Here is a 13,408-nt window from a genome sequence, read left to right on the forward strand (position 1 = left end):
GAGTAACGCCTAAATTCTTGAGAACATTGGTGGGCCCGGCAGGACTCGAACCTGCAACCAGACCGTTATGAGCGGCCGGCTCTAACCATTGAGCTACGGGCCCTTCCTTGAAAATCAAGGACTTGGGCAGGGCGAGAGGTGGTTACACATCTCGATGTTCTTCCTCTGTACACCCCAATCACTTCCCCTAGAACGGAGCGTGATCAGGAAATGGGAACGGCCGAGGTCGCCCCCGGCCGCCATGTTCGTGTCCCAGATCAATCGTGGGGTCAAGCGGCCTTTGCCTTCCCGGACGCTTTGCGGGTCATGCGCCGCTCGTCCTGAGTCTTCCGGTCCGCCTCCGGCAGGTAGTAGGTCGACCAGATGTCCGCGAACACCGGCGGGGCGGATGTCGCCCGCTTGCTGGCCCCCGCTTGGTAGTCGGGGTGTGATGACCATAATGCTTCTCAAGGATCGCTGGCGTCATGGAGAGGTAGCCAGCCGCATCCCAAATGGCGGCCCCACGCTACATCAGCCACGTCGCACATGTATGCCTGAGCACGTGCGGGGTGACATCGGGCCCGAGCCCGGCTTTGGTCACGATGACCCCGAAGCCCTTGTTCACCTCACCCACCAGCTTTCCGTTATGCTCGACGACATATGTCTTCGAGATTCCTAGCCTCTTCCAACGTCGCAGATGCGTGAGGAGGCGGGCCGGCAAGCGGACTGGATCCGCGCTTGTTCTCCTCTTCCGCCTTGCCAATCGGCTTGCGATAGAACAATCCCCTATCAAGGTCGACCCAGGCCACTCCGGGCTTGTCCTCAAAGGATACGGCCGCGACCGAGGCAGCCCTCGTCCCCGCGTAGAGACCTAGGATGTTGAAACTCGCGAGATGGCGCGAGGGTTGCTTTCTCGACAACACCTTCTCGCCGGCGCGCGCCGAGCCCTTGCGAACCGTCATCACCTCACGGTCCCGCCACATCGCATGCAGGAGTTCGGCCGCGACCCATCGCTTCCTGCTCTCCCCTTTGGGGGCAGCCAGACCTTCACGGTCTCCCGGCGGTAGCCTTCCGACTGATGATGATTGATCGCTGCCCGGAGGTCCTCGATCTCACGGCGAACCCCCTGCGGCGTCACCATTCGGGGCCAATTTCCAGTCTGCTCCGGCTTTGCAGATTTCCATGGCTGTGCGATTCGCTAAGCCAAATACTCACAGCATCTCTTTCCGGTGACTTGAGCGAGCGTCTTCCCCTGCCACCACTGTGAGAGCTGGACGACCCGCTCTGCGGCCTTCTTCGGGCGCGCGAGATCCGGTACGACCTCGTCGAGGTAAACCTCGAGTACTTCTGTCACGAGAACATCATCGATCAACGAGTTCCTGATGCGGTTGGGCTCATGTTTGTCGGCAATGTAGTCTGCGAGCCGCTTCTTGGCCTCGGGCGGCGCTATCGCTGTTTTATGGCTTTCGCCTTCGCTAAGAGTGACGCCAGTGACCGTCCACTCCTTTCCGTCAACGATGACCCACGCGGCCCGCTCCCGGAGCTTTCCGGTCTTTTTGTCGAACGCGGGCGGCTTGCACCAGAGCCTTGGCATTCGGTAGCAAAAACCACCAGATTTGATTCGGCTCGTCTGCCACTCTCCGCTTCAATCGCTGGGGTGGTCGAGATGAGCGTTGAAGACGAACTGAAGCGCAAGCGCGCCGAATTGCTGGCCGAGATCGACGGGTTGGCGCTCAGGACCGAGACGGTCACGATGCAAGTGTCGGCGATCGATCAGGTGATCGCACAGCCGATCCCGCGCACCCCGCCCGTGACCAGAGCAAAATGTGTGTGCGATGGCATTGTGATCTCCCGAGCCGATCGCGTAGTCTAGCCTCTCCTGAAGGCGCTGCCTATAACATCCGTCACGGAAGAGGTGCTTAGGTCAGGACGCGATCAAACACGCCCTCATTCGATCACCTCGTCGGCGCCAGCCAGGAGTGCAAATGGGATATCCAGACCGAGCGCTGTAGCGGACTTGCGGTTGATCACCAGCAACAATTGCGTGGGCTGCTCCACCGGCAGCTCGGCCGGATTTGCACCCCTGAATATCTTGTCCACGTAGGACGCCGCGCGGCGGTGAAAGTCAAAAAGACTTTCGCCGTAGCTCATCAGCCCGCCGGCCACGACGAATTCGCGCAGGGAAAACATCGACGGGAGCCGATCCCTGAGCGCGAGCTCTGCAATCCGCTCTCTGTGGAAGAAAGTAACGGACCCGGTCACAACCATCACCGCCACAGCGCGTGCCCCACTCAGCGTCGCAAATGTGCTTCCGATTTCCTCAACGTTCCGGACCTCCATTCTCACGAGATCAAGACCCGCGTTCTGCGCTGCTTCTTGAGCGTTCTTGATGATCGGAAGCGAATTCGGGCTGCTCGGATCCACGAGAAGGATCACGCGAGAGAGGTTGGGCACCGCCATCGTCAGCAGTTCCAACTGCTTTGGCGCGGCATCATCCTGCGAACTCGCCAGTCCGGTAATGTTGCCGCCCGGATGCGCAAGGCTCGCGATGAAGCCACTGCCGACGGGATCGGTCGAGTAGCCCATCACGACGGGAATGGTGTTGGTCGCCTGCCGCACTGCCGGCACGGCGGTCGGAGTCCCGAGCACGAAGACGTTGACCTTCAGGCGCACCAGCTCGGTGGCAAAGTCGGCGAAGCGTTCGAGCCTGCCGTCCGCGAAGCGCCACTCAATGACGTAGTCTCTTCCCTCCACATACCCGCGCTCCCGCATCCCGTGCGGGAAGCCACTGAGGTAGCTTGCTTCGATTGAGCTTGGGCGGGCGGCGCTGGTGAGAAATCCGATCCGCCGGAGCTTCGCGGTTCGCTGCGCGCGCGCAGCAAGCGGCCGTGCCGCGGCTGTCCCAGCGAGTAACGCGATGAACTCCCGCCGCCTCACTCGATCACCCCACCGGTCCGGCGTGGACGTCTGCCCCGGTCGGATGATCTCGGAAGCGCCGGTTCGCCACCGACCAGCGCAGGCCAAACAGGATCAGAGCGGGTTCCGCGCAAGAGGAGCCCACTCGAGCATTTCCACGTCGAGTAAGGGCCTGCATCTGCCGACAGGGCACTGCCGGCTTGGTGCAGGAGCTCTGCACGGTGTCCCGCGTACAGGGCCAGCAGGGGCGCGAGTGGGTCGGGATCGGTAACGGTAGACACAACGACCTCGGAACGGCTCAGACGGGAAGCGTAGCACCACTTTGGCGACTCAGGTGGAAAACGCCGACAAACCAAAGACTTGGGATTCCCCGGCATTTCCGACTAGATGCCTGATCTCACCGGAAGTTTGCTCCCGTTCGCCAAAGTAGTGTTAGGCCGCATGGACAAACCGGAGGGGAGCCTCCGGGCCTGCTTCTGGAAGGGCTGGCCGATAGCGCTGCTGCGCCCAGAGGCGTTGCCCTGGCCTGCCGTTGCAATGGACGGGTGGTGCTGGCCTGTTATCATGGCAATGGAAATGCGCTTGAACTGGAGGAGGAAATGGTCCGCGCGAAATCGCTTGCCAGATCCGCATCCCTTGTTGGCATGGCGCTCAGTCTTTGGTGGCCGGTCACAGTGAACGGGCAGGATTCTCCAAGCGATGAGGCTGAAATCCGGAGACTTGTCAGTGAGATGACGGACCGCTTCAACCACCATGATGCGGCCGCGTATATGCGGCTCTACACCCCAGACGCTGATTTTGTGAGTGCCAGGGGCGAAGAGACCAGCCTCCGGGTATTCGTGAAGAACGACGGCAGGTGGCAGGTCACAGCGTTCCAGAACACGCTTGTTGCACCCCTCACCGCAACCTCCACTCGCTAGCTACCCGGATGCAGGACGTCCTTGGCGGCTGCGGCGAACTTGAGGGCTGGGGCAGCGCGCATGGATCGGGAGGCTTGTAGTGCGGGTTTACGGTCGAATGGACAGCATCGGATCCTCCTTCTGGGAGCCAATGAGCCAAAAGGCCGCTCGAAGCGCCCAGCGTATTCCTCAATCGCCCACTGCACATTGCATCAGGGGGCTGACCACCGCGCCCCAGGCGTAACTCAGCGTGCCCGCCGCAACCGCGCCGAAGCCGAGGACGGCCAAGCGGCTGCCCGTGCGCCCAAGAGGAAACCCGCCCTCGGAGCGACCGGGCGGGGTAGTTTCTGTATGCAAGAGGTTGAGGCGGGTCCCTTGCACGCAGGGACCGAGCGGAACGCGTTCCTCGAGGAACGAGCCGGGAAGGACAGAGCGATCGCTTCCTGACCGCAGACCTCCTCCCCCAACTGCTATAGGTCGCTGAGCAGTAGCGCAACAGGTCAAAGCCTCCCCGGGCCTAGCTGACTTCTCCGGAAGTCTTGGCAGGACTTACCCTCGGAGGGGATGAGATCTAATTTGTTCCTCATGAAGCCGTTCTGAATGGAGGGTTGAGGTTCGTTCAGGTCGCCCACGGCAAGCGCGATCACCCTGGATGGGCACCGGGATTCGGCTGCCCTGATCCGCTGAACTTCCCGGCAGAGTGAGCTTCGGGGGCGGGCTTACCGAAGAAATGGGTTCCTTCTTGTCAGGTTCGGCATCCCTCCTCCAGCGAAGGAGGTTGGACGGGGCAGCCCTTGAATCCGTGAAGAGTTCGCCTCAGATCTCGACCGAGCTGCCGATCTCGACCACCTGGGGCGCGGGAATGCAGAAGTAATCGGCGGTGAGCTCCGCGTTCCGGTTGAGCATCGCGAACACCATCTCGCGCCAGAGAGCCATGCCGGCCTGGGCCCGGGCGGCCACCACGGTCTGCCGCCCAACATAGTAGGTCGCGGTGTCGGGATCGAGCGCCAGGGCCCCATGGCGGTGGGCTACCGAGCGGAGCGCCGCCGGGACGTTAGGCTTCTCGGTGAAGCCGAACCGCAGGATTACGCGGGTAATGCCCGCACCGATCGGAACCAGCTCGAGGCGCTTGTCGTCCGGTATGGTGGGCACATCGAGGACCTGCACGGAAACCAGGAAGACCCGCTCGTGCAGCACCCGGTTGTGTTTCAGGTGATGCAGCAGCGTGGCCGGGATGCCCGACGCGGAAGCCGACATGACGATCGCGACGCCCGGGATGCGGATCGGCGGATTCGCCTGAAGCTGTTGCAGGAAGTCCTTCGGTGAGATCCGCAGGTGCGAGCGTACCTGGTTCACGAGCTGCTGGCCGCGGCGCCACGTCAGCATCATGAACGCGGTGGCGATCGCAATCAGCAGAGGGAACCAGCCGCCCTGGAACAGATTGGTCGTGTTCGCGGCGAAGAAGATGAGGTCGACCACGAGCAGGAAGCCGTTCAGCAGGTAGACCAGGATTGGCCTGTGGCCCCAATGGAGCGCCACGAAGGTCGCGAGAATAGTGGTGATCGCCATGTCGAACGACACCGCCAGCCCATATGCGCCGGCCAGCCTGCTCGATGAGCCGAAGCCCAGAACTGCTCCGAGCGTCAGCGCCGCCAGAGCCCAGTTCACGAATGGTACGTAGATCTGACCCCGCTCGTGGCTGGACGTGTGGATCACTCGCAGCCGTGGCAACAACCCGAGCTGGATCGCCTGCTGGGTCAGGGAGAACGAGCCGGTGATCACCGCTTGCGACGCGATCACGGTCGCCATTGTAGCCAGCGCGACGAGTGGGTAATGCGCCCAGTCAGGGGCCAGGTGATAGAAGGGGCTTTCCGCTGCCGTCGGATCCGTCAGGAGAAGGGCACCCTGCCCGAAATAGTTCAGCATCAGGCCCGGCATCACGACCAGGAACCACGCCGCTCGGATCGGGGAGCGGCCGAAATGCCCCATGTCGGCGTAGAGCGCCTCGCCACCGGTCACGGCCAGGAACACTGCCGCCAGGACGGCCAGCGTGACGGAGAGGTTCGCGCTCACGACGTAGGCCACCGCGTAGGACGGATTGATCGCGGCGAGGACGTCCGGCGCCGCCAGGATGCCCCGCAGGCCGAGAATTCCCAGGATGGCGAACCAGACCAGCATAAAGGGGCCGAAGATCCCGCCGATCCAGCCGGTGCCCATGCGCTGGACGGAGAACAAGGCGGCCAGGATGACGAGCGTGATCGGAACCACGTAGGTCTCGTACTGGGGTGAGTCGACCGTGAGTCCCTCGACCGCGCTGAGGACCGAGATCGCGGGCGTGATCGTGCCGTCGGCGTAGAGCAGGGCGGTCCCGACCAGCCCAAGCAGGACGAGATGGATGCGCCATGAGCCGGGCTGGACCCTTCGCACGCCGAGAAGGGCGAGCAGGGCGATGATTCCGCCCTCGCCGCGATTGTCGGCACGCAGGATGAAGATGCAGTACTTGATCGAGATGACGACGATCAGGGACCACAGGATGAGAGACAGGACGCCGAGCAGCGCGTCCGGGGAGGGTGCGCTGCCACGTCCGGCCGCATGCGCGGCTTCCTTCAAGGCGTAGAAGGGGCTGGTCCCGATGTCGCCGAACACGACCCCGAGGGCACCGAGCACGAGCGCTCGGGACGGTCCTTCGGAACGCGTACCATGGGCAGGGGCATCGATCGTGGCAACCATGGCGGTCCGGGGTTCGGGACGGTTCTGGCGACCGAACGTGAGAACAACCGGTGCGGAACCGCTGAGTTCCGCCGAAGATGCCTGCCGATCGTTGCTGCCGGAACGCGGCCCCCGCGACCGCACCGAGGAGATGCTCGTTATCGAGAGCGGAAGGAGGCCCGCTACCCGCCTCTCCCGGATGCCAGTTGTCCGGCGGCAAGCGTGGCCCGCCGTTGTGAGGGCGAGCCATGTTCGTCTGCTCTAAGCGCAAGTACTGACCTCGGACGAAGGAATTGCGTCGCCAGTCCACGGCCGTGACCAAGCGTCGTCCGTGCCTGCCTGTTCAGGCGATCCCGATCGCATGGGGGCCGAGAGCCTCCGAAACCAAGGTAAGGCTTCAGGGTTGAACCGTGACGGTTTGCGTGTGTGGAGACGGCGGATGAAACGGTTCCTGCGGAACAATGGCCTCTCGCTCACCCTGTTTGCCCTGTTCCTGCTCGCCCTCGTCGGCCAGGCGATCACGGGCTGGAGAGCCCAAATCGAGGAGCTGCGCCTGCATGGCAGTCCCCCGGTCGGCTTCCTCGCTTACCTGACCACGGGCCAGTTCATCTCGGCGACCTTCGAGAACTGGGAGAGCGAGTTCCTCCAGATGGCGGTCTACGTGCTCTTGACCGTCTTCCTGTTCCAGAAGGGATCCGCCGAATCCAAGAAGCCCGACGAGGCCAATCCCGAGGACGAACCCCCGCACGCCCGGCGCGGCAATCCGGACGCGCCCTGGCCGGTCCAGCGCGGCGGCCTGATCCTGAAGTTCTACTCGCATTCCCTGAGCATCGCGCTCGTCGGGCTGTTCCTGCTGTCGTTCGGATTGCATCTGGCGGGCAGCACGCGCCGGGCGAACGAGGCGGCGCTCCTGCATCACGAGCCGGCCCAGAGCATGGTCGAGACGCTCGCGGATGCGGAGTTCTGGTATGAGAGCTTCCAGAACTGGCAGAGCGAGTTCCTGTCGATGGCCGTGCTCATCGTGCTCGGCATCTTCCTGCGCGAGCGCGGCTCGCCGGAGTCGAAGCCCGTGGCGGCCCCGCACGCCGCCACCGGACACTGACTCGAGACCCCTTCGATCCGGCAGCCTCGCCGTCGCGTGTCGGCCACGCTCATGACCGGATCGCAATCAGCCCTATGTCAGCGACATTCCAGCATAAGGCGTCAGGCGGCTTGGGCAGGCGACATGCTGACCATCTATCGCGATGCGGCGGGAACGGTACGCGAGAGCGCCTCGCTCGACCTGCCCCAGGAAGTGATCTGGATCGACCTGCTCGAGCCGACCGCCGACGAAAAGGCCTTCGTCGAAAGCCGGACCCACATCCAGGTGCCGTCCATTGAGGCCCTCAGTGAGATTGAGGCCTCAAGCCGGCTACAGGTCAGCCGGGGCATCATCTATCTCAGCACGCCTACTCTCGCCCGCAGCGACACGACCGAAGCCTTCCTGTCGCCGGTCGGGTTCATTCTGACACCAACCGTGCTGGTGACGGTGAGGTTCGCGAAGCTGGCCACGTTCGATCAGGTCGCGGACCAGATCCACAATGACCCGTCCCTCGCCACCAATGTGGGGGTGTTCACCGCCTTGCTCGAGGCGATCGTGGACCGGGGGGCCGACGTGCTGGAGGGGCTGCGGGGCGAACTCGACCGAATCTCCCACAGGGTGTTCCACGGCAACCCGATCCACCTGAGCCATGCCGTCCGGTCCACCAATACCTTGCGCACGACGCTCAGTGCCGTGGGAGCCATCGGCGAGCGGGTCTCGCAGGCCCGCGACGTGATGCTGGGCGTCGGGCGGATTGCCTCGTTTGCCCGCGACATCGGTGAAGAATGGATCACGCCGGAGTTCCGGGTGCGGCTCAGGGCCGTCCTGAAGGACGTCGCCTCGCTCAACGAGTACGAGGCGCATCTCTCGGGCAAGGTGCAGTTCCTGTTGGATGCGGTCCTGGGCTACATCACGATCGAGCAGAACGACCTGTTCAAGGTCCTGACCATTGCCTCGGTGGTGGGCATCCCGCCGACGCTGATGGCCGGCATCTACGGCATGAACTTCAAGTTCATGCCCGAACTCGATTGGGCATGGGGCTACCCGTTCGGGCTGGCGGTGATCCTGGTCAGCGCCGTCATTCCGCTGCTCTGGTTCAAGTGGCGCGGCTGGTTCTAGTACCTCTGCACTGAGGTTCTGACGACATTAATGTGCATTGCCACTGTGCAACCCGCATTTCATTCCCGATAGCGCTTCAGTTCAGAGCCTGTCTTGAAATGGCGGGATCGAGTAAGCTGGCATCGCACAGCTCGCCCTGCCTGGAAGGCGTTCACGCCGACGAGGTGATCCAATGAGGCGGCGGGAGTTCATCGCCCTTCTCGGCGGCATGGCAGTCGCTCGGCCGCTCGTGACGCGTGCGCAGCAGATGGCAATGCCTGTGGTGGGGTTCCTCAGTGGGGCCTCATCCCAGCGGTTTTGGCACCTCGTGGCAGCCTTTCGCAGCGGACTCAGCGAGCAAGGCTTTGTGGAGGGCCAGAACGTCCGAGTTGAGTACCGCTGGGCGGACGGCGACTACGATCGGCTGCCGGCACTCGCGACCGAGCTGGTCAGCCGACCGGTCTCCGCCCTGGTCGCAACGGGTGGTTCCGCTTTGGCCGCCAAAGCGGCGTCCTCGACCATTCCGATTGTCGCCATCACCACCGATCCAGTTCGATCCGGCCTTGTCGCGAACCTCGGCCGGCCCGAGGGTAACCTGACCGGAGTGGCTTTCCTCACCGGATCGATGGAGCCGAAGCGGCTGGAGATCCTGCAAGAGCTGATGCCGGCCGCAACCCGTGTCGCCGCCCTCATCAACCCCCACAGCCATCTTGCCTCATCCCAGACAAGGGACCTGCTGGAGGCGGGCCTGCGCATCGGACGACAGATCGACATCCTGAATGCCGCGACGGCGCCCGAACTCGAGACTGCATTCGCCACCCTCGGTCAAACACGATCCGATGCGCTCCTGGTCACCGCCGACCCGTTCTTCAACAGCCGTCGCGAGCAGATCGTGAAGCTGGCCGCCCGCGATTCCATTCCTGCGATCTACGAATGGCGCGAGTTCGTCGAGGTGGGCGGCCTGATGAGCTATGGGCCGAGCGTCACCGACGTCTATCGCCAGGTGGGCGTTTACATGGGTCGCATCTTGAAAGGGGCCAAGCCCGCCGACCTGCCGATCTTGCAGCCAACCAGGTTCGAGCTCGTGATCAATCTGAAGGCTGCGAAGGCACTCGGCCTTCAGGTTCCGATTACTCTCCTCGCTCGAGCCGACCAGGTGATCGAATGAGAGCAGGAGCGCTCAACCGTAAGCCGCTCCCCTGAACAAGTATCTGGTTCCGCTCAGGCCTATCGGGGAGCCTTATCCGTTGGGGGCCGGGGCATGGGAACCCGAGCGGATTTGTCCGAGAATGGCACGACCAATCCTGCCTTTGGATGCGGAGCAAAAACTGAAATTTCCTTATGCCCGCCGGCGATGTCACGGGATCAGGTCCCGACGGCGTCACTCAAGGCTTCTTCGTGAAACTCGCCTTCACGGTCCCAGCTCGCTTCTTGTCGGCCCCCTGCATCGTGCAGGAGTTGCTAGCCCCGCCGGAGGGATCGCCGGCTGCTGCGTCGGGCCAATGCCATGAATGCGAAACCACCGATGCAGGTTTGCCCCTTTCGCATCCAGGTGTGACGCGTGTCACGTCGCCCTCGGCCGAGAAGGAGCAGACTGGTGCGTTGATGGTCCGAGCCATCATTCATGGAAGTCCCTGGAATGAGGGAAGCGATGACAATCTCGGAATCGAAACTGCTCGGTGCCATGCTGACAACAATCGCGCTGACTGTCGCCTCCAGCATTCCGGCGAGCGCCAGGATTGTCACGAACAGGCTTGCTGCGAACAGGGTCGTCGCGAACAGGATCGTGCTGAACGCGGTCACCGACAAGGCGCGGTTCGGATTCGAGGCAGTGACGATCAGCAAGATCACGCTGCCCGACGGAACCGTCATGATGGCTCATTGAAGCCATCGGCGATGTGGGTGCGCTCTTGCCTTGCACTCGTGGCTCCCTGGGGCGGGCTGGCTCTTGCGGCAGCCGCCGCAGGGCAGGCGCGGTTGGAGGGCGTCCAGGTCATCGGCACCGAGTTTCCGGATTGCATTGCCGGACGGGCGTATCCTGACGGATGCCGACCTCGTGGGTGCCATCCTGTCCGTCGCCGACCGGCGGCGCGGACAGCAGTCAGTTCGCATCGAGGCCGTTGAGTCGGATCCGACCGACCCGGGTGGTGACATTCACTTGTATACCCTGTCGGTCCAGGACCCGGCCGACGGCTCGTGGAGCAACCTGTGCCAACCCGGCCCCGACGGAGTAGCCAAGGCCTTTCCGCTGAGTGGGACGTGGACCGAGGCCGGTCGCCATCTGGCGGATGACCGGGCGTTTTCACTCATCTGCACAGGCGGAGCGATCGGGAAGTGTGTGCGCTGGGGTTACAAGCCCTGGCGAACGGCTGCCAATGGCAAGTCGCTCTGGGACTATCATCAGGCCTGCGTACGGATGGTGCGGGCCGACCATGGCGGGGACGGTGTCGGGCATACCCGCGATGACACGCCGATCGACGTCTTTGACCGACTCGGGATCCTCAAACCCGCCGTGGATCCGGGAGGGCTGAGCTTCGAAGCCGCTTGGGGCGTGGACGGCGCGATCTGCATCCGCAAACCGCGAATTGCGCAGATTGTTTCGCTTAATGAGCTGGAGCGGACTTACCCTCGCTTGCGCGGTCGGACCGGGGAGATCTGCCAGGAAAATGAAAGCCGCGATGGGGTGCTCATCCTGAATCGCTCCTGACACCGACGACACCCGCGGCGCCTCCGCGCAGGCTTGGATCCACTCGCTGCCAAGCACTTGCCTGCTAGAACGTGTTCGCCCGGCCAGGTATCGGGCGGTGGATCCCTTGATCCCTGCGCCCACGGCGCGGAGATGCTGCTGTCGATGCTTCCCGAGCGCCTCAAATGCCCGCGCTGCGGCTCCCGCAAGGTGTCGCTGATTTATAAACCACCGTCCGAACGGGCCCGGGCCATGGGATGAGGCATGCGATGGCTGCGGGAGCCACACCCACCGTGCCGGATGCACGGGGATCAACGCGTTCGTGAACAGGCCCGTTTGCATCACCTTGATCGATGAGACCTGCGGGATGCCTGACCGCGATAGCTTGTGTGAGTCCTTCATGCCCCCGCCTTGATGCCCCTTTCGCCGTTGCCCGGCAGAACCCGGCGGGATGCCCCTCCGAATCCAACTTCATCTGGATTGGCATGCCCCGCATGCCCTGGCTGCATTTCTTCAGGCGAATCCTTAAGACATTTCACCGCCGGGAGGTGAATCGTGCTTCGCCAGCAGGCATCGGAAACGCGAACGGGCGGCCCATGTGGGCCGCCCGTTCCGTTCATGGCAGGTCGCGAGGCTTTCCCGTCGGTTCGCCAGACGACGTCAGCGGAGCCGTGCAAGCGCTGTCGAGATCAGCTCCGCACGGTCGGGAGTCAGGCTTCCCTGCAATCAGAGGCACTTTACCCGCGGTTTGAGCCAGACTTTGGCACCCGGTGACGTGAGTCCAGAGCCTAACCGTCCATTTACCTAAACGGCGCACAACCGTTAACGAGTGGTCAGCATTCGCTGGCCTGGGTTCCTCCTGCTTGTTAGCGACCATGCACCCAGATCGCCGTCTACCGTTTTGTCCGCTCCCTGGCTCAATCGAGAGCGAATTGCACGGCTCTCCGGAGAGCCACACGGGCGTTCCCTTTCGCAGCGCCGTCGCAGAGTCCGGGTCCAACTCCCATTTCGATCCCGCGCATGAACCGCCATGGCGCCAGGCCTTCGTGCTCGGCGACGGTGTCATCGCAACCCGGACACCCGATCGCGTCATTCGCGCCCGCAATGGCATTCCGGAACCCGAGCCGTCGCCGCCCAGGCGGCCTCCGGCCCGCCCCGCACTGCCTGAATCCCGCATCTCCCCAGCCGATGAGCAACAGCCGCGGCCGGACCTCGAATCGGCCGTCAGGAGACAGATCGCGACCCTGCGCTCGACATTTGCGCCCGAAGACCACGATTCCCTGGAAGACTCGATCCTCGCTCAGGAGGGAGCGACCTCTCACGCCGCCCTGCCGCAGGACGACTGCGAAACACTGCCACAGGATGACGAGGAACTCGCCGCTTGCCCTGAACCGGACGTTACGCCCGACACCGAAGAAGCCCGCCTCGAACCAGAGGCAGAACCGATCGATTTTATGCGCAACGAGACCCAGCCGATTTCCGTCTCCCCCGCCTTCACCATCAATAGCAGTTTCTCCGCACTCACCTGGCTGAACGGCCTCACGGCGAGCCAGGTCAGCTTTGCCCGGCAAGCCCGAGCGGAATTACCGCCGGCGGCGGTGGTCGCACCCCAGACATCTCCAGACCAGGAGGTTGTCGAGGGCAGTGAATCCGTGGCGATCGCCGAAGCATCCGTTCACGAGGACGTCTGGACGCACGACGAGGCCGAGGAGACGGCTCTCCCGCAGGACGCTCATGCAGAGCAACCCTTCTCCGCCGAGGCGGAAGAGATCGACTACGGGTATCTCTCGCTTTACGCGGAGGAGTTGACCCAGATCGCTCCACGGTCCGATGAGGCCACCCCGCAGCAGAGTGTCGGCTCGCCTGTTGCCGAAGTTGTCGCCCCGGCTGCGACTGAGGCCGTCGAACCGCAGGCCGAGCCCCAGACACCCTCATCTGCCAACGTGATCGAGTTCGCTCCCCGGACGGTTGCAAGGGTCGATCCTCCCGCTCGCGTGACCGAATGCGAGATAGCGCTCAACGAGGCCTTCGAGCCCGAGG

12 protein-coding genes and 1 tRNA gene are annotated in these 13,408 nt (G+C 63.4%); 8 read left to right on the forward strand and 5 right to left on the reverse strand.

Annotated elements, in window-relative coordinates:
- Positions 1–27: 27 nt before the first annotated feature.
- The 3 genes from BN1233_RS07030 to BN1233_RS42655 all read right to left on the reverse strand — a co-directional run bounded on the left by BN1233_RS07030 (position 28) and on the right by BN1233_RS42655 (position 1,573).
- A tRNA-Ile gene (locus BN1233_RS07030) sits at positions 28–103 on the reverse strand.
- A gap of 402 nt (positions 104–505) precedes the next feature.
- Positions 506–700 carry a site-specific integrase gene (locus tag BN1233_RS46680; protein WP_147707025.1) on the reverse strand — a complete coding sequence of 65 codons (195 nt, stop codon included), beginning with the start codon at positions 698–700 and terminating at the stop codon, positions 506–508.
- A gap of 477 nt (positions 701–1,177) precedes the next feature.
- The gene (locus BN1233_RS42655) at positions 1,178–1,573 is read right to left on the reverse strand and encodes a hypothetical protein (RefSeq protein WP_048709480.1); all 396 of its coding nucleotides are present in this window, start codon (positions 1,571–1,573) and stop codon (positions 1,178–1,180) included.
- 72 nt (positions 1,574–1,645) lie between these two features.
- Here BN1233_RS42655 and BN1233_RS07040 point away from each other — a divergent pair, with 72 nt between their 5' ends.
- On the forward strand, positions 1,646–1,852 hold the full coding sequence (locus tag BN1233_RS07040; protein WP_147707026.1) for a hypothetical protein: 207 nt from the start codon (positions 1,646–1,648) through the stop codon (positions 1,850–1,852).
- A 74-nt stretch (positions 1,853–1,926) separates the two neighbouring features.
- Here the strand turns inward: BN1233_RS07040 and BN1233_RS07045 are convergent, their stop codons facing one another.
- Positions 1,927–2,916 carry an ABC transporter substrate-binding protein gene (locus tag BN1233_RS07045; protein WP_046862803.1) on the reverse strand — a complete coding sequence of 330 codons (990 nt, stop codon included), beginning with the start codon at positions 2,914–2,916 and terminating at the stop codon, positions 1,927–1,929.
- A gap of 578 nt (positions 2,917–3,494) precedes the next feature.
- Here BN1233_RS07045 and BN1233_RS07050 point away from each other — a divergent pair.
- Complete coding sequence (locus tag BN1233_RS07050) at positions 3,495–3,815, forward strand: Cif family virulence factor (RefSeq protein WP_046862804.1); 321 nt, start codon at positions 3,495–3,497, stop codon at positions 3,813–3,815.
- A 795-nt stretch (positions 3,816–4,610) separates the two neighbouring features.
- On the opposite strand, the gene BN1233_RS07055 is transcribed toward BN1233_RS07050, so the two are convergent.
- Positions 4,611–6,524, reverse strand: a complete 1,914-nt coding sequence (locus BN1233_RS07055) for a potassium transporter Kup (RefSeq protein WP_046863168.1) — start codon at positions 6,522–6,524, stop codon at positions 4,611–4,613.
- A gap of 418 nt (positions 6,525–6,942) precedes the next feature.
- Between BN1233_RS07055 and BN1233_RS07060 the strand changes: the two genes are divergently transcribed.
- The 6 genes from BN1233_RS07060 to BN1233_RS48240 form a co-directional block, all read left to right on the forward strand.
- A complete protein-coding gene (locus BN1233_RS07060; RefSeq protein WP_046862805.1) occupies positions 6,943–7,605 on the forward strand; it encodes a DUF6766 family protein in 663 nt (220 codons plus the stop codon).
- A gap of 123 nt (positions 7,606–7,728) precedes the next feature.
- Positions 7,729–8,703, forward strand: coding sequence for a magnesium transporter CorA family protein (locus BN1233_RS07065; RefSeq protein WP_046862806.1), 975 nt, complete (start codon positions 7,729–7,731; stop codon positions 8,701–8,703).
- A gap of 172 nt (positions 8,704–8,875) precedes the next feature.
- Positions 8,876–9,850 carry an ABC transporter substrate-binding protein gene (locus tag BN1233_RS07070; protein WP_046862807.1) on the forward strand — a complete coding sequence of 325 codons (975 nt, stop codon included), beginning with the start codon at positions 8,876–8,878 and terminating at the stop codon, positions 9,848–9,850.
- Between the two features lie 483 nt (positions 9,851–10,333).
- Entirely contained in the window at positions 10,334–10,567 is a 234-nt protein-coding gene (locus BN1233_RS07075) for a hypothetical protein (protein ID WP_147707028.1), read from the forward strand.
- Positions 10,568–10,702: 135 nt separating this feature from the next.
- Positions 10,703–11,389 carry an ADYC domain-containing protein gene (locus BN1233_RS07080; protein ID WP_048709482.1) on the forward strand — a complete coding sequence of 229 codons (687 nt, stop codon included), beginning with the start codon at positions 10,703–10,705 and terminating at the stop codon, positions 11,387–11,389.
- Positions 11,390–12,300: 911 nt separating this feature from the next.
- A partial coding sequence (locus tag BN1233_RS48240) for a hypothetical protein (RefSeq protein WP_046862809.1) occupies positions 12,301–13,408 on the forward strand: 1,108 nt, incomplete at its 3' end.

Origin of the sequence: Microvirga massiliensis, from assembly GCF_001006805.1 — a bacterium.
Classification (GTDB): Bacteria; Pseudomonadota; Alphaproteobacteria; order Rhizobiales; family Beijerinckiaceae; genus Microvirga; species Microvirga massiliensis.